The organism is Spirosoma aerophilum, assembly GCF_054782495.1.
Genome location: NZ_BAAGSJ010000004.1, coordinates 653,965 through 677,136 on the forward strand (window position 1 = coordinate 653,965; position 23,172 = coordinate 677,136).

19 protein-coding genes are annotated in these 23,172 nt (G+C 49.9%); 12 read left to right on the plus strand and 7 right to left on the minus strand.

Annotation, left to right across the window (positions count from 1 at the left end):
* The first annotated feature begins 42 nt into the window (after positions 1-42).
* From rplO to ACYVK4_RS04605, 12 genes are all read left to right on the plus strand, one after another.
* Entirely contained in the window at positions 43-519 is a 477-nt protein-coding gene (rplO, locus tag ACYVK4_RS04550) for a 50S ribosomal protein L15 (protein ID WP_461126295.1), read from the plus strand.
* Positions 520-549: 30 nt separating this feature from the next.
* Entirely contained in the window at positions 550-1,869 is a 1,320-nt protein-coding gene (gene secY, locus ACYVK4_RS04555; RefSeq protein ID WP_461126296.1) for a preprotein translocase subunit SecY, read from the plus strand.
* 32 nt (positions 1,870-1,901) lie between these two features.
* Complete coding sequence (gene map, locus ACYVK4_RS04560; RefSeq protein ID WP_461126297.1) at positions 1,902-2,714, plus strand: type I methionyl aminopeptidase; 813 nt, start codon at positions 1,902-1,904, stop codon at positions 2,712-2,714.
* Positions 2,715-2,721: 7 nt separating this feature from the next.
* The gene (gene infA, locus ACYVK4_RS04565) at positions 2,722-2,940 is read left to right on the plus strand and encodes a translation initiation factor IF-1 (protein ID WP_009284801.1); all 219 of its coding nucleotides are present in this window, start codon (positions 2,722-2,724) and stop codon (positions 2,938-2,940) included.
* Between the two features lie 88 nt (positions 2,941-3,028).
* The gene (rpmJ, locus tag ACYVK4_RS04570) at positions 3,029-3,145 is read left to right on the plus strand and encodes a 50S ribosomal protein L36 (protein ID WP_046577847.1); all 117 of its coding nucleotides are present in this window, start codon (positions 3,029-3,031) and stop codon (positions 3,143-3,145) included.
* Between the two features lie 2 nt (positions 3,146-3,147).
* On the plus strand, positions 3,148-3,525 hold the full coding sequence (gene rpsM / locus ACYVK4_RS04575) for a 30S ribosomal protein S13 (protein ID WP_012930220.1): 378 nt from the start codon (positions 3,148-3,150) through the stop codon (positions 3,523-3,525).
* Positions 3,526-3,630: 105 nt separating this feature from the next.
* Complete coding sequence (gene rpsK, locus ACYVK4_RS04580) at positions 3,631-4,026, plus strand: 30S ribosomal protein S11 (protein ID WP_012930219.1); 396 nt, start codon at positions 3,631-3,633, stop codon at positions 4,024-4,026.
* 76 nt (positions 4,027-4,102) lie between these two features.
* Positions 4,103-4,708 (plus strand): 30S ribosomal protein S4, encoded by a 606-nt coding sequence (rpsD, locus tag ACYVK4_RS04585; protein WP_461126298.1) that lies wholly within the window; start codon positions 4,103-4,105, stop codon positions 4,706-4,708.
* Positions 4,709-4,889: 181 nt separating this feature from the next.
* On the plus strand, positions 4,890-5,879 hold the full coding sequence (locus ACYVK4_RS04590; protein WP_046577854.1) for a DNA-directed RNA polymerase subunit alpha: 990 nt from the start codon (positions 4,890-4,892) through the stop codon (positions 5,877-5,879).
* Between the two features lie 89 nt (positions 5,880-5,968).
* Positions 5,969-6,586 carry a 50S ribosomal protein L17 gene (gene rplQ / locus ACYVK4_RS04595; RefSeq protein WP_461126299.1) on the plus strand — a complete coding sequence of 206 codons (618 nt, stop codon included), beginning with the start codon at positions 5,969-5,971 and terminating at the stop codon, positions 6,584-6,586.
* Between the two features lie 114 nt (positions 6,587-6,700).
* Positions 6,701-7,804: a glutamine-hydrolyzing carbamoyl-phosphate synthase small subunit gene (gene carA, locus ACYVK4_RS04600; protein ID WP_461126300.1), complete on the plus strand. Its 1,104-nt coding sequence runs from the start codon at positions 6,701-6,703 to the stop codon at positions 7,802-7,804.
* A 235-nt stretch (positions 7,805-8,039) separates the two neighbouring features.
* Positions 8,040-9,836: a fasciclin domain-containing protein gene (locus ACYVK4_RS04605; protein WP_461126301.1), complete on the plus strand. Its 1,797-nt coding sequence runs from the start codon at positions 8,040-8,042 to the stop codon at positions 9,834-9,836.
* Positions 9,837-9,882: 46 nt separating this feature from the next.
* Here ACYVK4_RS04605 and ACYVK4_RS04610 read toward each other — a convergent pair whose 3' ends face one another.
* The 7 genes from ACYVK4_RS04610 to ACYVK4_RS04640 form a co-directional block, all read right to left on the minus strand.
* On the minus strand, positions 9,883-10,755 hold the full coding sequence (locus ACYVK4_RS04610) for a DUF4249 domain-containing protein (protein ID WP_461126302.1): 873 nt from the start codon (positions 10,753-10,755) through the stop codon (positions 9,883-9,885).
* A gap of 3 nt (positions 10,756-10,758) precedes the next feature.
* Positions 10,759-13,434, minus strand: a complete 2,676-nt coding sequence (locus tag ACYVK4_RS04615; protein WP_461126303.1) for a TonB-dependent receptor — start codon at positions 13,432-13,434, stop codon at positions 10,759-10,761.
* A gap of 12 nt (positions 13,435-13,446) precedes the next feature.
* Positions 13,447-14,451: a FecR family protein gene (locus ACYVK4_RS04620; RefSeq protein ID WP_461126304.1), complete on the minus strand. Its 1,005-nt coding sequence runs from the start codon at positions 14,449-14,451 to the stop codon at positions 13,447-13,449.
* A 112-nt stretch (positions 14,452-14,563) separates the two neighbouring features.
* Positions 14,564-15,208, minus strand: coding sequence for an RNA polymerase sigma factor (locus tag ACYVK4_RS04625; RefSeq protein ID WP_461126305.1), 645 nt, complete (start codon positions 15,206-15,208; stop codon positions 14,564-14,566).
* A 102-nt stretch (positions 15,209-15,310) separates the two neighbouring features.
* Positions 15,311-19,351 (minus strand): AAA domain-containing protein, encoded by a 4,041-nt coding sequence (locus ACYVK4_RS04630; RefSeq protein ID WP_461126658.1) that lies wholly within the window; start codon positions 19,349-19,351, stop codon positions 15,311-15,313.
* Between the two features lie 151 nt (positions 19,352-19,502).
* Entirely contained in the window at positions 19,503-20,669 is a 1,167-nt protein-coding gene (locus tag ACYVK4_RS04635; RefSeq protein ID WP_461126306.1) for a PepSY-associated TM helix domain-containing protein, read from the minus strand.
* An 18-nt stretch (positions 20,670-20,687) separates the two neighbouring features.
* Positions 20,688-23,069 (minus strand): TonB-dependent siderophore receptor, encoded by a 2,382-nt coding sequence (locus ACYVK4_RS04640; RefSeq protein ID WP_461126307.1) that lies wholly within the window; start codon positions 23,067-23,069, stop codon positions 20,688-20,690.
* Positions 23,070-23,172: the final 103 nt, after the last annotated feature.

Here is a 23,172-nt window from a genome sequence, read left to right on the forward strand (position 1 = left end):
AAGTTTTTTCGTCTGTCTTAGTTTTTAAGTCGACCCAATCACATGAATTTAAGCAACCTTAGACCGGCAAAAGGTTCCGTCAGAGAGCGCAAGCGAGTCGGACGCGGACAGGGATCAGGCATGGGCGGAACGTCTACGCGTGGTCACAAAGGAGCGCAGTCACGCTCAGGTTACAGTCGTAAAACGCACTTTGAAGGTGGTCAGATGCCACTTCAGCGTCGCGTTCCAAAATTCGGCTTCAAGAATATTAACCGCGTCGAGTACAAACCTCTTAATCTGGACTCAATCCAGGCATTGGTTGACGAAACCAAGGCTACTGTTGTTGACATGAACTTCCTGCTCCAGCATGGTCTGGTAAGCAAGAAAGATCTTGTTAAAGTATTGAGCCGGGGTGAATTGACCGCAGCTGTTGAAATTCACGCCCACGCTTTTTCGAGCAGTGCTAAAGAAGCCATCGAGAAAGCAGGTGGTAAGGCCGTTGTGCCTGCCAAACATGTAAAAGAGGAAGCAGCTAACTAATAGTGAGCACCGTAACGCCGACATACTTTTATGAATCGACTCATCACCACGTTTAAGAATATTTTTGCAATTGACGAGTTGCGGGGTCGAATCCTGAACACGTTGTTATTCATAACAGCGTTTCGTCTTGGTTCTGCCATTGTACTGCCTGGCGTCGATCCGAACAAACTGAATCTTAATCCTCAGGGATTACTTGGTTTGCTGGACACCTTCCTGGGTGGCGCATTTAGTAAAGCGTCAATCTTTGCATTGGGAATTATGCCGTATATCTCGGCATCGATTGCCATACAGCTGTTAACGCTGGCTCTGCCCTACTTCCAGAAAATGCAGAAGGAAGGCGAATCAGGCCGGAAGCGGTTGAATCAGATTACTCGGGTGCTTACGATCGGTGTAACGGCCGTACAGGCGATTACCTATGTGCGCACAACGATTCCGAAAGAAGCGTTACTGATTGATCAGGGACTGTTCACCATTTCTTCGTTGTTTATTCTGACGGCTGGCACCATATTCTGTATGTGGCTGGGCGAACGGATTACGGACAAAGGTATTGGTAATGGTATCTCGATGATTATCATGATCGGTATCGTTTCACGGCTGCCAGGTGCCATTTACGGCGAAGCATTGTCACGCGGTACGGGTGGTAGCTTGATTTTCGTACTTGAATTAGTTGGTCTGTTTTTCGTAATCATGGGCGCGGTTGTGTTAACACAAGCCGTTCGACGCATCCCCATCCAGTACGCGAAGCAGGTAATCGGAAATAAAGTGGTTGGCGGACAACGCCAGTATTTGCCGCTTAAGCTGAATGCAGCCGGTGTTATGCCGATCATTTTTGCTCAGGCGCTGATGTTTATCCCAACCTACGTAGCCGGTTTGTTTGCTGAAAAAAGTGATTTTGCCGCCAGCGTGCAAAATGCATTTCAAAGCTATACGACTTGGCAGTATAACCTGTTGTTCTCCCTGTTGATCATCATCTTTACGTTTTTCTATACAGCTATCTCGGTTAACCCTGTTCAGATTGCTGATGACATGAAGCGTAGTGGCGGATTTATCCCAGGCGTTAAGCCGGGATTTCAGACATCGGAGTACATTGGAACCGTGTTAGACCGCATCACCCTGCCAGGAGCTGTTATGCTCGCAATTGTGGCTATTCTGCCTGCCATTGCTAACCTGTTAGGTATGACCAGTGGTTTTGCCCAGTTCTTTGGTGGTACTTCCCTGTTGATCATGGTTGGTGTTGTTCTCGACACCTTACAACAAGTAGAAAGCTATCTATTAATGCGTCGCTACGAAGGTTTGATGAAGTCAGGCCGGGTACAGGGACGTGCGAATAGCGAGACAGTAGCCGCTTAATTGAGATGAGTAGTTCCGATAAAAAGGATAAAATGATTTTTTACCGAAGTGATGAAGAAATCGCTTTGATAAAGATCAGTGCCCAGGTACTTGGAAAAGCGCACGCTGAAGTAGCCAAGCTTATTCGGCCAGGCATAGCCACCAAGGAACTTGATAAGGTAGCAGAAACGTTTATTAAGGATAATGGAGGCTCTCCGTCATTCTTGGGTTATAACAAGTTTCCGGCTTCTCTTTGTATTTCAATTAATGATGTTGTCGTACACGGATTTCCCAGTAAATATGAACTTCGTGATGGCGACATTATCTCCATCGACTGCGGAGTAAAATTGAACGGTTTTCACAGCGATAGTGCCTACACATATCCTGTTGGCGACGTCACTCCTGCTGTTCGGCGGCTATTGGCCCGCACAAAAGAGTCCCTTTATCTCGGTATTGAAAAAGCTGTAGAAGGGAATCGGATTGGAGATATCGGGTATGCCGTTCAAACCTACGCTGAAAAGTTCGGGTATTCAGTTGTTCGGGAGTTAGTAGGTCATGGCGTTGGTCAGGACTTGCATGAAGCCCCTGAAGTACCGAATTACGGAAAGCGAGGACAAGGCCCAAAACTCCGCGAAGGGATGATTCTGGCGATCGAGCCGATGATCAATTTCGGAAAGAAAGGTGTTGTTCAGGAGCGTGACGGCTGGACGATTCGGACAGTTGACCGGAAGCCCTCGGCCCACTTTGAACACACGGTTGCCGTGCGGAAAGGGAAAGCTGAAATTCTGACAACTTTTGAATACATAGAAGCAGTTACCGCAAACACAAGCCTGATGGTTGATACTCAGGAACTGATAGCGGCTTAAAGCACACATGGCAAAGCAGAATTCTATAGAACAGGACGGTGTGATTTTAGAAGCATTATCCAATGCAATGTTTCGGGTCGAACTCGCAAACAAGCATGAAGTAATTGCTCACATCTCCGGCAAAATGCGGATGAATTACATCAAAATTTTGCCGGGTGATCGCGTAAAGTTGGAAATGTCGCCTTACGATTTGAGCAAGGCGCGAATTGTGTACCGATACAAGTAGTGAAGAATGTAAACTGAAGCGTTAAGGATAGTCATTCTTAAACTTAATTACTCTTCAGTTCACCCTCTTTACGTTTAACTCCAAACAAATGAAAGTTAAAGCGTCAATCAAGAAACGTAGTGAAGACTGCGTCGTGATCCGTCGGAAAGGAAAACTGTACGTGATCAACAAAAAGAATCCCCGTTATAAACAAAGACAAGGCTAAGCATGGCACGTATTGCAGGTGTTGATATTCCAGACAAAAAGCGTGGCGAGATTGCGCTGACATACATTTTCGGTATCGGCCGTAGTCGGGCGAAAAAAATTCTGACCGATGCTGGTATCAGCGTTGATAAGAAAGCCAGCGAATGGTCTGATGAAGAAGCGAGTGCCGTTCGTAACGCCATCTCGAACGAATACAAAGTTGAAGGTCAGCTGCGCTCAGAAGTGCAGTTGAGCATCAAACGGTTAATGGACATCGGTTGCTACCGGGGTCTGCGGCACCGTAAAGGTCTGCCGGTTCGTGGTCAGCATACTAAAAACAACTCCCGTACCCGGAAAGGTAAGCGGAAGACTGTTGCTAACAAGAAGAAAGTAACGAAATAATAAATCGGTCGCTCATCGTCATACGGACCATTTGTGGCTGGTTAGTTTATCTGACTAACTGGCAAGTAATGACACCGGTGACACATTGACGATTACCTACAAACAATGGCTCAAGCAAAACGCAAAGACAAAGCGAAAAAGCGGGTGGTAATTGTTGAACCCGTTGGTCAGGTACACATCCGGGCTACGTTCAACAACATCATCATTTCGATCACCAACATGAACGGCCAGGTTATTTCCTGGGCATCGGCCGGTAAAATGGGCTTTCGTGGCTCCAAGAAAAACACCCCGTACGCTGCTCAAACAGCCGCTTCAAACTGTGCTGCCGTTGCCCACGATCTGGGAATGCGCAAAGCAGAAGTATTTGTGAAAGGTCCGGGATCAGGTCGTGAATCGGCTATCCGTACCATTCAGAACTCAGGGATCGAAGTAACCACGATTCGTGATATTACCCCGCTGCCGCACAATGGATGCCGGCCGCCAAAACGTCGTCGCGTATAACACGGATGGCTGAATAGGGACAGGCGACATTTGGTTGTGTCTGTCCAATGTTTCACAATTATTCATTCATTAAAGAATGGCACGTTACACAGGGCCTAAAGCCAAGATTTCGCGCAAGTTCGGTGAGCCCATCCTGGGACCGAGCAAAGCGCTTCAGAAAAAGAATTATGGACCGGGTATGCACGGTCGGGGTCGCAAACGGAAACAGTCCGAATATGCACTCCAGTTGCTGGAAAAGCAGAAAGTAAAATATACATACGGTATCCTGGAGCGTCAGTTCCGGGCTCTGTTCCACCGGGCACAGGTTCGGGAAGGAATTACCGGTGAAAACCTCCTCAAATTGTGTGAAGCCCGTCTGGATAACACGGTTTACCGGTTGGGTATCGCATCTTCGCGTCGGGCTGCCCGTCAGTTGGTTGCTCACAAACACATTATTGTTGATGGCGAGGTGGTGAACATTCCTTCGTATTCACTGAAGCCAGGTCAGCTGATCGGCGTTCGTGAAAAATCGAAATCACTGGAAGCTGTTGCTTCAAGCCTGTCGGCCCGTAACGCCAAGCGTTACAACTGGGTTGAGTGGGATGGTCAGGAGTTAGTGGGTAAGTTTATTAGCTACCCAGAGCGTGACCAGATTCCTGAGAACTTCAACGAGCAGGCAATCGTCGAATTATATTCGAAGTAATTTATTGGGTTGGCAGATACCTTACCGGGTGTCTGCCACCTTTCTATAGTTTACGGTTTAGGGGTGATTGGTTCTTGTGGGGCTGGTCATTTACCCCCACTTTCAACCGAAGACCTGAAACCCGTAAACACTATTTCAGTCTTCACGCCAAGGCAGAGAACTGCTTTAAAATACGAAACGTATGTCAATTCTAGCGTTCCAAATGCCCGACAAAGTCGTAGTGGAGAAAGCTGACGACTTTCACGGGGTGTTTGAATTCAAACCCCTTGAAAAAGGATACGGTGTAACAATAGGTAATGCGCTTCGGCGTATTTTGCTGTCATCGCTGGAAGGATACGCTATTACAAGCGTAAAATTCCCGGGTGTGTTGCACGAGTTTTCATCAATTGAGGGCGTCGTTGAAGATGTGACAGAGATCATTCTGAACCTGAAAATGGTTCGTTTCAAGAAGATCAATGACATGGTCGACAACAAGATCACCGTTAACATCAAGAAACAATCGGTTCTGAAGGCCGGTGATATATCCAAGTTCTCACCCTCGTTCGAAGTGCTGAATCCAGAATTGGAAATCTGCCACATCGACGATACGCGGGATCTGGAAATGGAAATTTTCGTGGAAAAAGGTCGGGGCTATGTTCCTGCCGACGAGCCACGGGCGAATGAGTTACCTTTCGGACACATCCCCATCGATGCTATTTACACGCCTATTAAAAACGTGAAATATAGTGTTGAAAACACACGTGTTGAGCAGAAAACCGACTATGAGCGGTTGCTGCTGGACATTGAAACGGATGGATCGATTCACCCCGAAGAAGCACTTAAAGGAGCAGCTTATATTCTGATTCAGCACTTTATGCTGTTCTCAGATCAAACGATGACGTTTGAAACGGCGAAACCGGAAGAAGAAAACGTAGTTGATGAAGAAGTGCTGCACATGCGGAAACTTCTTAAGACGTCGCTGGCTGATCTTGATCTGTCTGTACGGGCTTACAACTGCCTCAAATCGGCCGACGTTCGCACCCTGGGTGATCTTGTTCGGTTAGAAATTTCCGACATGATGAAGTTCCGTAACTTCGGTAAGAAGTCATTAACGGAGCTGGAGCAACTTGTTGCTGAAAAGAACCTGACGTTCGGTATGGACGTCGCTAAGTACAGACTAGACGAAGACTAAAATTAAAGGAGAAAGGAGATTGGATAATGGAGAAAGGGTGATATAAACCTTCTCCCTTCTCCCTCCTCCCTTGCTCCCTTCACCAGACAATGAGACACGGTAAAAAAGATAATCACCTAAGTCGGACACATTCGCACCGCGAAGCGATGTTGCAGAACATGGCGTCGTCGCTCATCCTGCACAAGCGTATTGAAACCACGCTGGCGAAAGCCAAGGAGCTTCGTAAATTTGTGGAGCCAATCCTGACGCGGGCCAAAGATGATACATACGCGAATCGTCGTGTTGTATTCCGTTCCTTGAACGACAAGGAAACGATGAAAGAATTATTTGGAACGGTAGCGGACAAAATCGCCAGCCGCCCAGGTGGTTACACCCGTATCATCAAACTGGGCAACCGGTTAGGTGATAATGCAGAAACCTGCCTCATCGAGCTGGTTGATTTCAACGAGTTACTGCTTGCTGCTGCTGCTGAGAAAACGGCTGCTACCACCAAGACGACTCGTCGTAGCCGTCGCGGATCAGGTGCTAAAGCTACGGATGCCGCTGCACCGGTTGCCGCTGCTGAAGTTGTTGAAGCTCCTGTTGCTGAAGCCGAGGTTGTTGAAGCTGAAGCCGCTCCGGTTGTCGAAGCAACTGCTGAAGAAGTACCTGCACAAGATGAAAATATCACTCCATCTGATTCGTCAGATGAACCCAAAGAGGCTTAAGGTCGTTAGATTAAAAAGCAAAAGAACTGAGTGATATACGCACAAATCATATAGAAAATGGGTTAGCCGGCAACGGTTAGCCCTTTTTTTTAGCCTATCAAGTCAAACCGAATAATGAAACATACACAGCAACCTGAAGCCCTGTTGGTTTTGCAAGACGGAACCGTCTATCGAGGTCTGGCACTCGGTAAAATTGGTACAGCCGGAGGTGAAATATGCTTCAACACCGGCATGACCGGTTACCAGGAAATTTACACCGATCCCTCCTATTATGGTCAGGTGATTATCAATACCACCTCGCACATTGGTAACTACGGCGTGTTGAACAATGCCGAACAGGAGTCGGGTAGCGTGAAGATCCGAGGAATGGTCTGTAATTTCTTCTCGAACATTCACTCGCGCTACACCGCCGATGGTTCGCTGCAGGATTATTTCGAACGGGCAAATATTGTTGGTATCCACGGTGTCGATACCCGCCAGCTGGTGCGTTACATTCGGTCGAAAGGCGTGATGAACTGCATTATCTCGTCGGAGATTCTGGACCCCGCGGTTCTCCTTGCCGAGCTGAATAAAGTACCTGACATGGATGGCCTGGAGCTTTCGTCGGAAGTGTGTACTAAAGAAGCTTATGAGCAAGGCAACCCAGAGGCTGATTTACGCGTTGCGGTGCTCGATTTGGGCGTAAAACGAAGCATTCTGAGCAACTTCAACGAGCGCGGTGTCTTCTGTAAAGTATTTCCGGCTCGGACGTCCCACGCTGAATTAGCGGCCTGGAATCCAAATGGCTACTTCATTGCCAATGGTCCCGGCGATCCGGCGGCTATGCCCTATGCAGTAGAAACGGTAAAGCAGGCATTGGATACGGATAAGCCTTTATTCGGTATTTGCCTGGGGCACCAGATTTTATCGCTGGCCAGCGGCATTTCCACCTATAAAATGCATAATGGTCACCGGGGATTGAATCACCCGGTTAAGAACCTAATTACGGGTCATTGCGAAATTACCTCGCAGAATCATGGCTTTGCCGTCCGGGCGGAGGAAGTAATGGATCACGCTAATGTAGAGCTGACGCATATTAACCTCAACGACAACACGATTGAAGGTATCCGCCGGAAAGACAAGCCTGCCTTTTCAGTGCAGTACCACCCCGAATCGTCGCCCGGCCCGCACGACTCGCATTACCTCTTCGACCAGTTCATAGGGATGATGAAGGAATAAGAGAACGATGTCTTATTTGTATACAGCCGCCTTGATACATCAGGGCGGCTGTGTGTTTTTAGCCTCACGTGATACCAAATCCTGGCCTGAAAATGGCCATTTACGGGCTTATATAAATTTTATAAAAATTTTTTGTGAGATATCCGTTATCTCCGACACTATCAGTTGAAACGCTTCTCCATGAAACGAGCAAAGCAACGTCTACTTCTTCAACTAAAACTGTCAACTGATTTTTATGAAACGTACCATTCAGCTCTACCAGGGTATCGGGATATTTTTCCTCATCCTGCTCACCAGTATGGCCTGCGAGCGGGCGGTTGTGCCGCAGGAGTCGAGTCAGAAATCCGGCGCCCGAATCCGACTCAATCAAACGATCACCGAAGTCGTTGTCGGCTCTCCTAACTTTTCATTCCTAAAAACTGCGGTGGTAAAAGCTGGACTGGCCGATGCGCTGGGCACGGGCAACTTAACCGTATTTGCGCCGACCAATGCCGCTTTTCAGGCAGCTGGCTTTACAGATGAAAATGCGATCAATAACGCGGATGTCAATGCACTTCGCAACATCCTGCTTTACCACGTTATTGGTACCGAGCGTTTCTTCGAGGACAGAATTTCAGAGAACCTGACAGGTTACCGAACCTTGCAGGGACAGGAGGTATTTGCAACCCGGTTAGGGGGCTTATCCGTAAACGGAATTCCGGTCTCACAAGCTGATCTGGAAACGAACAACGGAGTCATCCATATAATTGATAAAGTTCTCCTCCCGCCCGCTGGCAATACAGTTGAGGTTGCCGTTTCAAACCCTGACCTTACCTATCTGGTAGCCGCCGTACAACGGGCCAGTCAGGGCGAAATTAACATCCTACAGGCACTGGCAACGGGTCGGCTTACTGTTTTTGCGCCAACGAACGCGGCCTTTATAGCGGCTGGCTTTCCAACAATTGACGCCATCAGAGCGGTAGATCCAAATGTGTTAGGCCGTATCCTCCGGTATCACGTAGTGAGCGGACGCTTTTTTTCTTCTCAACTTAGTGAAGGAAGCCTGACTAGCTTACAGAGCAACACACTGGCAACAACCAAAACGCCAACCATGGCAACTGTGAAAGGGCTGGGTAATAGTTCGCCAGCTTCTATTGTTAAGGCAGATATAAATACTCTCAACGGAGCGGTTCACGTGATCGACCAGGTCTTATTACCCGATGGCGGAAATGTGACCACGTCAATTACTGATATTGTTGTAGCCAATCCGGCTTTCTCCCTGTTAAGGACTGCAGTTATAAGGGCTGGCCTTGCCAACGCCCTGGCAACGGGTAACTTAACTGTTTTCGCGCCAACCAATGCCGCTTTTCAGGCAGCAGGTTTCGCCAATGCCGATGCAATCAATAATGCCAATGTCGATGTGCTGCGCCAAATTCTACTCTACCACGTTCTTGGCAACCGTTTCCCAACCCAGTTTCTATCCAATACCGTTACGGGTCATAAAACGCTTCAGGGGGATGAAGTGCTGGTTGCCAAACGGCAGGTTGTATCGGTAAATGGCGTCATCGTTGAGCAAGCCAATGTGCAGGCAACAAATGGGGTCATTCATGTTATCAATAAAGTATTAATGCCGCCTACCGGCAATCTGGCTGAGGTTGCCGTAGCCAATCCAAACCTAACCTATTTGGTTGCCGCTCTGCAGCGGGCCAATCTGGTACAAACGATTGCAACAGCAGGCGCCTTGACGGTTTTTGCTCCTACAAATGCCGCTTTCCAGGCGGCAGGGTTCCCGACAATCGAATCCATACGGGCGGCAGACCCCTCCGTTCTGACACGTATCCTGACGTATCACGTAGTAGCTGGGCGTGAACTTTCGTCTACCCTGCGTAATGGCGAAGTTAATACGCTGCAAGGGCAAGCTCTTCTGGTAGGGGTTGGTCCTACGATTACGGTAAAAGGAAAAGGTAATGCCACACCCTCAACCGTAATGGCCGGAGACATCATCACCCGAAACGGTATTGTGCATGTAATTAACCAGGTCTTATTACCCTAGATTGAAAACTCGGTGGATCAAATAAGGGGCAGGTACTACTTGCTCCTTATTTTTGTTGCAGGCTGATGTAAGAAGCATTATAAGCGGCAAAAACGCCGAAACCACCATCGATATTCGAGAACAGAATGGTTGATTCAGCAAACGAATTTAAGGGCGTGTTGATCTGCTCCCGCAGCGTCTCGTGATACCGATAATAATTCAAATCCGTCGTGAAAAGCCCCACTCGTGTGCGTGTCGTTTGAACGCGGGCACCTACCGGCACCACGAGCGTATGTGTTCCCGTAAGCGATCGTAGCGAAGGGCCGGGACTGTTTTCGCGATCGACAAAAAAAGAGGGCTGGCTAACATAGGTATCAAGCATAGCCCCCCGCTGGTCAAAAACCGTTTGGCTGATCTCCCCGTAGCCCCGATAATAGTTAACGCCACCCGGTGTATTCCAAGTTATTGTTGTTTGATACCGAATGGATTGACCTGCGGCACTTACGCTGATAGTTGAGTCCATCTGGACCTGCTGAATAGCCATTGCCTGCGGTACGGTGGCCTGTGCCGTTACCCGGCGGTCTTCACCCAACTGGACCGTTAGCTGATAGGTTTGACCCGCCTTTATTGAAAACTCTTTTGATGGTTTTACCCGATAATAAGCTAGTGAATTGTCATACGGTAATGAGATGCGGTTTTGTCCATCGCTGATCATAACATTAGCCGTTTTGACAAGGAGTGACGGATCGGGCACGGTGCTTATTGTAGGGTTCGACAAGGCCACTCTGGCTGCCAGAACCGTATCCTGAGGGGATATGAAGCAAATTACATACAGCTTCGACTCCCGATCCGGTGTCAGCCGGTCAGAGTCGATCTGGTCCGTTGTTTTCAAACAACCCGCCAGTAGTAGCGCCAACAGAATGACAACCCAAACCCGCATCGCTTAAAAACGTAATGTGTAATTAATAGACGGAAGGAACGTGAACAGCGAAACCCGCTTGAGCGTTGTCTGGTTTGCTTCATCGACATGTAGGTCGTAATAAAATGGATTCCTGCGGCCATACACGTTCACAACTGTGGCCTCCAGCACATGCTTCAACCGACGGCCTGTAAACGTTTTCTGTACACTGAGATCAAGGCGATGAAACGGCTCGGCCCGAAAACCGTTATACGATCGCCTAACCTGCACCAGAGGGCCTTCGGTACCAAAAAGCTGATCAGCGGGTGTACTGGGAGTGTCGACCTTCCCTAACCCCAAATGGCCAAAACTAGGTACGTTCGATACCGGCAGCGACTGCGGATTTCCTGAACTATAGGACCATGACCCAGAAAGTTTGAGTGTTGGCGTAAAGTCATAAGCACCAACCCAAGAGAGCGTATGTCGGCGATCATGTGAGGGATAAAACGGCTGTCCGTTGTTTAGCTCATCAAAAAACCAGCGCGTCAAGGCCCAGGTATATCCCACCCAGCCCGATAACCGACCAGCTTTTCGCTGGAGCATAATCTCAGCCCCATACGCATTGCCGTATCCGCTGGTTACGTTTTTCTCCCATTGAATGCCTTCTGCCCGCTGCGCATTGGTAATGCCAATAAAATCGGCATTCTGATGATAGCCAATAATATGCCGCATCCACTTCTGATATGCCTCAACGGTAAGCTGCCACTTTGAGGTCAGATCGTGCACGACACCCAACACCACCTGCTGCGACTGCTGGGGCTTCACCTGAGCCGTTGCCGGTACCCAAAGATCAGTAGGTAGCCCTTCGCCGGTATTGGTCAGTTGATGAATGAACTGGTTCATGAGCGAAAAAGACCCGCGCAAGGCAGTATTGGTACCCATCTTCGCCGAAAGCGACAGGCGGGGCTCCAGACGGGTGTACGATTGATCCTGAATCTGATACAGGGTTGTCCGAACACCAACCAGTGCTTTTAGCCGGGTGCTGACCGTCCAGTTATCTTCGGCATACACCGATGTTTCGGTAGAGCGATTGGCTTCGTGGTGAGTCTGGTGAAACTTATTGGCAGAATTAATAATTTCGTACCCGTTCAGCCGGAATGACCGTTGTGTGCTTGTTAATCCTGCATGAAGCTGGTGTGTAAGCGTCGGGAAGTAATCAAGGTCATATTTAACCGTGTAGTCGGTTACCCCGTCGAAATACCGCCATGTATTCTGACTAACGGACAAGTCTGATGGGTCGATGGGAATGTATTTTGTGTGCGTCGTAAAATCGTAGTTGCTATAAATAAGCGATAGATTTGAGAACAGTCGTTCGCTGAACAGGTGATTCCAGCGTAGTGTGCCTGTTGTATTCCCCCAACGCACGACGTTTTCCCACCGGCGGTTTCGGTCCAGACTATCCCCACCACCAAAAAAATCGCGTCCAAAATATCCGCTCAGGTAAAGTTGATTTCGGCGGTTAAGCTCAATATTAACTTTGGCATTGACATCATAAAAGCTGGCTTTCCAGTTCGTTCCGGTATAATTATCCACTAAGTCAGCAACAAAGCCACCCAGGAGCGAGCTAAAGTTGGTATGCCGGGCCGTGAGCAGAAACGACGCTTTGTTTCGAATGATCGGCCCTTCCAGCATCAGTCGGGAGGTAATCAAACCTGTTCCAACTTCACCATGAAGGCTTTCTTTATTGCCTTCGCGCATATTCATCTCTACCACCGACGACAAACGCCCCCCATGGCGCGCCGAGAAGCCACCCTTCTGGAGCCGCACGCTCTTGAGCGCATCCGCGTTGAAAACCGATACGAATCCGAATAAATGATTGGCATTGTAAACGGGAGCTTCATCCAGAATAAGCAGGTTTTGGTCGGCCCCTCCCCCACGCACATGGAGCCCAACTTGTCCGTCGAGTCCTTTTTGAATACCAGGCAGGAATTGGATCGTTTTCAGGACGTCTTTTTCACCCGCTACCATCGGCGTATGCTGAACCAGAGGGATAGGTATCGTATGCTGGCTCACTTGTGCATTCGACCCGGCACGTTCCATGGCATCAGAGGTCAGCACCACCTCATCGAGTAGATCGTTGGGCGTCAATTCAACCGTGAGCAACACCGGCTGATCTAGCCGAATCCGTCGATAGGCCTGCTGGTAACCGACCAGTGATACAATTAAGTCAACCTCATCGGTTTCGGGCAGCGATAAAGCGTAGAATCCGTAATTGTTGGTCAGCGTCCCTGACTTTCCGGCGACAAAAACCGTTGCCCCCACCAACTGTTCGCCACTACCCCGCTCTTTAACATAACCACTGATGGTGAATCGCCGAGTCACGACGGACGGACTGGGCGAGGGAGTCGTTTTTTCCGTTATCGGCTCAATGACATAACAATCACTCACCTTCCTAAACGCTAACTGAGTGCCGCTTAGGAGTTGGGCCAGCAGCGGTTCCGTATCGGCCTTCCAGTCCGGTTTTGTCGTTATAAGCTGACCATCTATCAGCTTTGGGTCATAAAGAAAATAAGTTCCTCGTTTCTGATTCAGCTTTTTCAAACCTTCCCGCAGCGGCATAGGTACCTGCCCGAGGGCCATGGAGCCAACGAAAAGTAGACTACCCATAAGGCAGACAATCGCCAATGTTCGCCCGATCAGAACGGACAACATATACTGCATAGCTACCGGCAATTACTGTTTACTCAGCACAAACACGTTTTTCGTTTTGCGAACCTTAAGTTGAGTCAGGGCGGCAACTGCATCAAGTACCGTTTCCGGTTTGTTCATGGGCAGGATACCCGTAACTGTTCGTTCGGCCAGATCGGCTCCCTCAACCTGTACCCTCACCCCAAATTGATCTTCAATCCGGCGAATCACTTCGACTAGGCTCGTGTTGTCGAATACCAGCTGGTTACGAAGCCAGGCGTTGTATTGGTCAGCCCGTACGCTTCGCTGATGGATACGCCGGGTGCTGTCATCCAGTTCAAGCAGTTGCCCGGGCTGCAACGTCACCTCCGGGCGATTCGTGTGAAAGTGAATCTGTATCCGGCCCGAGTTGAGCACAACACGGTGAAGTGCAGGCCGGTTTGACAGCGTGAATTCGGTACCCAGAACCTCTACATCGAATGCATCATCTGTTACGACCTTAAACGGTGTATGCCGGATCAGATGCCGAACCGAAAAGTATCCTTCTCCCTGGAATTCAACCACCCGTTCACCACCCGAAAACCCATTCCGTTTGTGCCGTAATGTAGAATGACTATTGAGGGTTATCGTGGAGCCATCAGGCAGAGAGATCGTTCGCTGCTGGTTATAGCCGGTTGCGTAGCTCACATATTGATTCTGCCAATACGAGTATCCGGCCCATCCTAATCCCAGAAACAGGACTACCGATGCCGCAGCAGCCCACCATTGAAAACCGCGGGACAGCGCCATGGGCATAGGAACAACCGGAACTACCTGGCCGCGACGTTGAATCATCGCGTCCAGTTCGGCAAACGATTTGTCCAGACGCGGCTTTTGGCCATTAAGTAGGGCATATAACCTGCCTGCTTCCCGAAAAGCAGGCAGGTTAGGCGGCTTTTTCAATTGCCAGCTTTCCCAAAATTCAACGGCAGTTGGATCACTTCCCAGGCAATAGGCCAGAAACTGATCGTTCATCAGGAAATCGTCAACTGTGTAGTTTTCGTAGTCCATTCGTTAACTGCGCAATGAGACCTAAGTGCTAAATAAAATTCTTGTTGATGAAGTGTGCTATCTCATAGTGTAGCACTTAAGATAAATCTCACAAAGAATTTTCAACTAAATTTTAGCTGTTAGCAAGCGACTCTGCCTGAAAGAGCAACGGAAACAGCAACGGCCACACAATAAGCAGATTGTAATAATCCTCTTGCCCTAGAATTTGCCGAAGTGTCTTCAGGGCCGACGAGATCGTGTTATACACCGTATTGATGTTCATCCCTGTCTCCTGACTGATGGCTTCATTGGATAAGTTGCGAAAGAATCGCATTTCGATCAGCTCTTTCTGACGGGGTGTGAGTTGGACAAGGGCCTCCTGCAATCGCTGCCGGATACGCTCCTCCCGCTGCGCTTCAACAATAACTTCCTCATACGAGCGCTGACTAAGGATTTCGGTATCGGTGAGTGCACTGAACCGGCTCCCCTGCTCATATTCCCGGAGGAGTTTCCGGCGCAGATAAGTAATCAGGTAGGAACGTACATTCTCAACGGGGGGCAGCTCTTTACCGCGCTCCCAGACTTCAAGGAACACCTGATTGACCGCGTCTTTCGTCGTCATACCATCATGACCGAAAAAAATTCCGAAGTTGAGCAAATCGGTATACATCTGCCCATATAAATCCGTCAGGCTCTGATGATCCTGCCGCCGGACACCTTCCCATAGAATCTGTAGCTTTTCTGGCAGATGGGTGGCCTGTACAGTGGACGATACCATAGGCGTGTGCGATAAGATGTGCTACAAGATGACGTGAAGGAGTGCACAATATTAAACTAAAAGGGTATAACTGAGCACTTTTCGAATAATATTTTAGCTGTTTTACAGTTTGTTACGCCAGAATTCCCGGCTCCACATCCGCTGATAGGGCCAGTTACGGGCGGCTAATGCCATGGGTAGATAGGCATGGGCCTGCTTTGTCGTTTGCTGGTAAAACAAGTCATCGTCCGTTAAAATAACGGATCGATACGTTTCATCCTCCGCTTTTACGGTCAGGTCGGCAAAAGGAAGCTCATAATGCCAGCTGGTATGCTCGGCAGCCAGTTTATCTTTTAGTAATGTGCCCGATGGCAGCGCCTGCTGCGGTCTGGGCATTGGCCGGAAGCGCTCCTGCGACACGTCCAGTGCATAGGCCAGATAGGCTTTCAACAGTCGCGGGCCTTCGTTGACCGTATCGGCTACGGTGAGCTGTTCGGGCCACAAACTGGTGACCACATATACCCGTTCCCGCGCCCGTGTCACGGCAACGTTAAGCCGATTCTCGCCACCCCTGGCATTTAAACTACCAAATTGCATAGCCAGGCGTCCACGCTCATCCGGCGCATAGCCAACGGAAAAAATGATAATATCCCGTTCATCACCCTGTACGTTCTCAATATTTTTGACAAAAAGGGAAGCCGGGTAGGAACGCTGCATTTCCGGAGGCTGTACCTGGCCGGTTGCCGCACCTTCCAGCATATCCTGAATTAACTGCTGCTGTGGGTAGTTGAAGGTAACAATACCAATGGAGCGACCGGGAAGCTCAACCGCCAGTTGATCGATAAGAGTCAGTATAGCCTCGGCTTCGGCCTGGTTGGTGTTTTGTTGCCAGACACCCTTTACGTTCATGTATCGGATAGCCGGTTCGCGTCGGTTAACATCATCGAACCGGGGCAGCAGCGAGAGCTTGCTCTGGTAAAAATGTTCGTTCGAGAACGTGATCAGGTCGAGCGATTGGCTCCGGTAATGCTCGGTCAGGAACACTTGCGGCAAGTATTGAGCAGCTAATTCCAGCAGGGACTCTACTTCAAGCGCAATTGGGGTTTCTTCATCCGATTCTTCCTCATCAATACGGGTGCGGTACAAATCGCTCGGGCGCAGTTGCTGGTTATCGCCGGTAATGACGACTTGCTTACCCCGCGCCATGGCCGGAATCCCATTCTCGGCAAAACACTGCGACGCTTCATCGAAAATGACCAGATCGAACAGGCCCTCCCGAAGGGGAAACATGGCCGAAACCGACTCGGGGGAGGCCAGCCAGCAGGGGACCAGCTTGAATACTTCGTCGGTAAACGACTCCATCAGCTTACGAACCGGCCATACGTTGCGCTTCTTGGTTACCTGATGCTGTAAATCGCGGTAGGTAACTACGTTATTCAGGCGATTGAAGGTCAGATTTCGGTACGTTTGCTCCCGTAGTTTAACCAGCAACGTCTCCCGGCTCAAGGATTGTTTTCGACGAATACCGTCCTGTAATAGTTGTTCCAGTTGAGTCATCTTAAGCGACGATACCGCCCGTAGTTCAGGGTATCGTCGCTCAATATGGTCGAGCCAGGCAGCCCGAAGGCTATCCAAAAAAATGGTGGGCCAAAGAGCAGGAGCTTCGTTACTCAACCGGTCGATCACCGTCTTTTCGGCGTCCAGAAAACCGTCCTGTAGACGATCTGCTTCAACGAGCAAATCAAAATCGGCCCGTAGCTTACGGCGTAGTTCCGTGGCATACGCACTATCCTCCCAACTACGCATCAGCGGCTCAGGTGTAAGGTAGTTAGCCGCTTCGGCCTGCTGCTGGGTGACCGTAGCCGCTAGCTGCATCATCGTCTGTACGCTGGTCGAAAATTGAGCCGGTGTCTCCCAAAGAGATTCCGGTAAATGCCGCAGCAGATCGAGCGTAGTTAACCGTTCGGCCAGATGACGTGCCCGATGCAGCAGTCGTAAACTTTCCGGTGATTGGGAGAGCGGCAGATCAACGAGTAAAGAATTTGCTTCGTGCCGGATAGCTTCCAGTTTGATCCGCTGATTTACTTTCACCGAAAGCATCTGTAGATCGGATCCGGAAAGTGTTAGTCCATTGGCTGAAACAACCGCCTGAAGCTGTGCCTTGCCCGAATTTGTCAACTGCCACCAGTTCCAGCTCACCCACGACGACCGGGCTGTTAACGCATCGGCCAGTACATCCCGAAACGCTCGTAACTCGGTTGTTGGCAGTGACGTTTCCGGACCGGGCGTAAACAATGCCTCTTCCCATCCCCGGGCCAACTGATCGAAACGAATTTCGTCAAGGCTCAGGGACGGATGGTTCGTATTGGCCAGTATATGACGGGCGACCTTCCAGAGCAGGGGTGCATCAGGCACATTCAGAAGACTCAGCAAGGCTGTCAGCTCCCAATCATGTGCCTGCCAGTTGAGTAAATTGGTCAGTGAAAGTGGCTGGCCCAGCAGTACGGTCATTTGATCCGTAACAGTTTGCCGTATTTGCTCCCAGCGAAGGAGTATCTGTTCCGCCCGGACTAAATCAGCATTTGTAAAGGCCGAAAAACTGACCCGGTTTGTCCAAACATGATTCGGTCCCAACGCCTGTTGATAAGCAGCATAGTTGGTTAACCGCTGCACAAAGTTACCCACATTTGACAAGCTAAATTGTGGATAACTACCCTCTAAGTCAATTAATTGTTGATAACTCCCACCCGAAGGTATCATCAGATACAATTCTTTTGCCGACACGCCACTTTCCTGCGTATCGAACAACGCGGTTTTGAACGCCTGCAATTCCGCCACGGTGTCATCAATCCGGCGGCTTTCTATATCAAAATCACGCTCCAGCAAAACGGCATTTAACCCATTATTCTGTTGCCGATAGGCGTCGATCTGCGCGATCTGACTGGCAATCTGGGCAAATAAAGCGCGTCGGTCATTCTGAAAATCGTGTACCAGTGCCAAAAAGGGAGCCATCCCCACTTCCTCCAGACGATGCTGCACTACGTCCAGCGCAGCCCGCTTCTGGCATACCAGCAGCACCCGCTTCCCGGCTGCTGCGGCATCGGCCATTAGATTCGCAATCAACTGCGACTTCCCCGTTCCCGGCGGCCCCTGCACCACCAGCGACTGTCCCGCCTTCACCACCCGCACCGCCGTTTCCTGCGATGCATCCATGGGCAGGGGGGTGTGGAGCTGGCGCTCTAGGAGCGAGGAGCGAGGAGCGGCCGGCCGGCGTCCCGGAAGTGAGGAGCCATCCGGCGGTAAGGAGCCGTTCGGAAGCAAAAAAGAAAAAAGTGAATTAGAAAGCCCTTCGCTATTAACTGCCTCCTCACCGCCGAATGCCTCCTCGCTCCTAACTCCTAACTCCTCACTTCTTCTTTTTAGCTCCTCACCGCCGGGCGGCCCCGTCCTCGCTCCTCGCTCCTCGCTCCTTAAAATTAGCTTCTCATAATCGGGCACCAGGAATGAGCCGGCTTGCGGGAAGATGCCCAGCACGGCCTCGGAGTAAAGCTTTAGTTCGCCGGTGCGTTCGAGTTGGGCCAGATCTTTGGCACTCTGTTTATTGAAAAATTGAAGTTTGTTGGTGAATAGCTCCTGATTAAAGTTCAACTCCAGAGGACTGGTTTTGAGCCATTCGTACAGTTGAGTACGGAATACGAGCGGGTCACGGTCGAAATCGTCGACAGATTTCTCGATGACCTCATCCGTCAGCTTTACCTGATTGAATTGTCCGTAGGCTAGTAGTAATGTGGGATTCAGAAATGCCAGTTCATCACCCCGTCGCGTGAGTTTCCAGTGTTTACCCTGCTGCTCAATCTGGACCGGAAAAAACAACAAGGGGCCGTGAACCACCGAGTCGTCCATGAATTTACCCTTAATAAAGGGCCATCCCACGTATAAATCTTCGGTGCCCCGCTCCTCTTCAATAAAGCGGGCGGTTCGGTCAATGCGCCGTAGTTTGCGGCTCACCTCATTACTTCGCTCCTGCCGGGGGTCAAGCACATCGCACAGGGCAATCGACCCTTTCCGATTAATGAGGTCGCTGATGATGGTGAAGGCTGGTCTGTTAAGCAGAAAATCCGTTTCCTGTAGATCCAGAAACTGACCAGCCGGTAAACTTGTCAGCAAAAGCGACCGATTACGGCTGCTAAGATTGGTTAAACGTCGACGGAATGTCTTTAATACAGTCTGGACCGGGATTTCCACAAGATTTTTTTAATGAACAGCATTATAACGCAAAATCCAGAAAAATCCTGTAAATCATTCGAGTCCCATCTCAGACTTTTTCCTTGATCTGTGATACAGAGCGCCGTTTTGTGGAAGGCGACTTCTTTTTCCGTCGTCCCCACCAGATGATGGTACCCGTAACGGGCAGGCTGGCACAAATCAGGCTGGCGCAGAAAGCCAGTATTTTACCGGGTAAACTCAGAATGGCTCCGGTATGAATGTCATAGTTCATCCGACGAAGCTTATCGCCCAAACCCGCCTTGGCATACGTACCGGAATAGGGTCCTTCTGTAATCAACGGCTTCAGCGTGTTCTGGTCGAACGAGTAGTAATCCATTTTATAATAGGTGCCGGGTTTGTAGTTGACATAAGCCAAAATGGATTCTGAGGCTTTCTCGGGAAATGAAATGTACAGCCCGGCGGTATTTGGTTTGTTCTTACCCAATTGTTGCCAGACGCGGTCTTCCGGTGCAGCAAACTGCCGAACGACCGTCGTGTCGGAGAGGGGCAACTGGTAGACCGGCGCCGTTTTGCCTCCGGAACTAACCCAATATACCGAGTCGGCGAACCACTGTATACCAAAGATCATCCCCGTTAAGGCCAGCACCAGACCAATAGCCAGCGCATAAAAACCGGGAACGTTGTGCAGATCATAATTAACCCGGCGCCATTTGGCTTTCCACTTAATGCGGAAGCTTTTCTCCCGATTAGACTTTTTCAGGTTTTTAGGCCACCACAACACCAGCCCCGTTATGAGCATCACGGCAAACACCAGCGTCCCATAGGCAACTACCGGCTGGCCAATCGTTTCGGGTAGCCACAAGTAATAGTGCCCATGCAGAATAAAATGAAAGAAATCCGTTTCCTCGTCATGTACGTGCAGCACCTTGCCGGTATAGGGATTTATATACACCTGAAAGTAATAGTCAGGGGCAACCCCATAAAAGGGCACGACGGCGCTATGCTCCCCATCCCCGTAAATGACCGCCTTGGCAGGTTTGCCCGGCACAACTTTTTCGGCAATGCGTTTCAACTGAGACGGCGGCAACACAACTCCGTTGGCAACCGGTTCAATGAATTGATAGGGACGAAGCACCGTCTTGATTTCCTGCTCGAACGCCAGAAAGCAGCCCGTAATGGCCACCACAAACACCAATAGCCCGGACGAAAGTCCGAGCCAGAGGTGTACATTACCAATCAGTTTTTTCGCTGTCATGGTTAGCTGATCAACTCGTTAAAATTTGTAGCCCATGCTCAGACGGAAATTGCGCGGAGCTTCTGCCTGATAGTAATAGTAGCCGCCGTAGGGGTAATAAGCCCCCGAATACAGATAGGCATCGAAGATATTGTTGATGTTCAGCGCGACGTTGACACGGCTGTTCTGCCACGAAATGGCTCCGTCGGTTCGGAATGTATTGGGCAAGGTGGGCTCCTTTGATGTAGCATCCGAAAACCAGGCATACCGATCAAGCTGCCATTGATACCCGAGCGAAACGCCCAACCCCTGCAAGTTTCCTTCCCGCACCCGATAGGCAAGCCAGGCGTTAGTCACATGCTTACTGTAGCCCGGTACCGGCAGTCCTACATTCTCCGATTTGGTATCTTTTGTAATCTTCGAGTCGGTATACGCGTAGTTGGCAACCAGGTTCAGACCCGGCAGTAATTCACCCCGAAGATCAAATTCAACGCCTTTGGTTTCAGTCTGGCCCAACTGAATGGAGTAATTGGGATTGGTCGGGTCGGTGGTGAGCACGTTGTTCTTCGTGATCTGATACAGCGAAAGGGTTGAATTCCAACGGCCACCAGCCCAGTCTCTCTTTAGACCAACTTCCATATTGTTGCCGGTAATAGGTTTGAAGGCATTTCCCTGCCGATCAACACCCGCCTGGGGCACAAACGCCTGATCATAAAGCGCATAGAGTGAGGTTTGCTTTGTCAGTGATGCGCTAACGCCGACGCGGGGCGTAAAGACCGTTTCATTTGTGCCGGAGCCGTACTGACTATCCTTTGCCGACGTTACCCGTCCAGCCAGCGTCAGGCGGAGCCTGTCTTCCCAGAAGCGTAACTCGTCTTGCAAATAGATACCGCTATAGGATTGGCTCAACACATTGGTACCCGCCCGGTTGCGCAGGCTCTGTGTCCGGTCGAACCTGGGAAGCAGGCTGGCGGGTAAGTAATAGTTGGGGGTGTTGACGTTGAACGTAAAGTCGCTGCTGTAAAGCGGGAAACTCTGGTTCCAGTCGGCCATGTATTTTTTGTTACCCAAATCCAGACCAGCCAGAATGCGATGGGTGATGCCCCCCGTTTTCACGTCGCCATTCACGAAAATCTGGGCAAATTTCCCTTCATTGGCCGCATCCCAGATACTGTTGTACCGGTAAACCGTGCCGTCGGCTTTGGCCGAATCGGCCCAGATAGAGCTCCCTACCTGACTCATGTTGAAATAGGCCAGTTGGCCGGTCAGCTTCCAGTTTGGGTCAATCTGGTGTTCCAGAATCAGGAAGGCACTGTGGTCATGAACATTCGTGGGGTCGAGGTTGGCCGAAGCCGCTGTTGAAGCCCGGGGCAGGTTGCCCATCCCCGTAGCATTGAAAACATAGGCTGATCCAATCGCCGACATCTGTGAGTACTGGTACGTATACTCAGCCGTGATGGACGTTTGTTCACTCAGTTTATACTTGAGCACGGGTGCCACCGTGTAGCGGTTATTATATTCAAAATCACGAAACGAGCCTTTCGCCTGTCCCATCACGTTCAGCCGATACAGCAAACTGCCATCCTGATTGAGTTTACCATCCAGATCGAGCGTGGCGCGGTAGGTATCGAAGCTTCCCGTTGTCATATTCACTTCGCCTTTCGAAACACCGGTTGGCTTCTTGGTCACGACGTTATAAAAACCACTGGGTTCGCCATTGGCCATCATAAAGCCTGCGGGACCTTTCACAAATTCGATGCGCTCCACCATCGACATATCTTCGGCCAGCGGCCCCCATGTCGACTGAACATTCATTCCGTTCCGAAACGGAGCTACCCGTGATCCACGCATGTTCAGGCGGGCATAATTGTCCCAGTGCTCCTGTTTGGTCACCCCGCTTACATTCCGCGAAACGCCTTCCAGCATATCGAAAATCTGCTGATCGGCAATGAGTTGGCGGTTTATAACCTGAATATTCTGCGGCAACTCAATGAGGGGCGTTTTCACCCGCAGGCTATACGAAGGAATATCCGCTTTATAGGAATTTTTGCCCTCCACGGTCACTTCCTGAAGCGATTCGCTGCTTTCCAGCAGCGTAATGTCCGTTAGGGTCACCGTCTCTCCGGCAGCTACCGTCACCGATTGCCGACTACGGCTATAACCCATCCGGCTGATCAGTAACGTATGTGTGCCAGCCGGAACCTGGTTCAGTGTAAACTCGCCCTGCTCGTTGGTCAGCGCCCCTATCCGACCAGTGGTCAACCGTACGGTTACCTGTGTCATTGGCTGTGCATCAACGGCCAGCACTCGGCCTGTAACCGTTCCGGTCGTTTGCGCCATTGCCAGCGAACTAAATAAAACGCCCCAAAGCAGACCAAAGCTTTTGATATAGTATTGATAGTGAAAGAAGAGTGTTCTCATACTTTATTTAGACTAATTCTAAAACAAAGGTACGAACGATGGAATACTGCGCATAAGTTTGTCGGAAAAATTATAGTCTTTGTTGAAATAGATAAAAAACAAC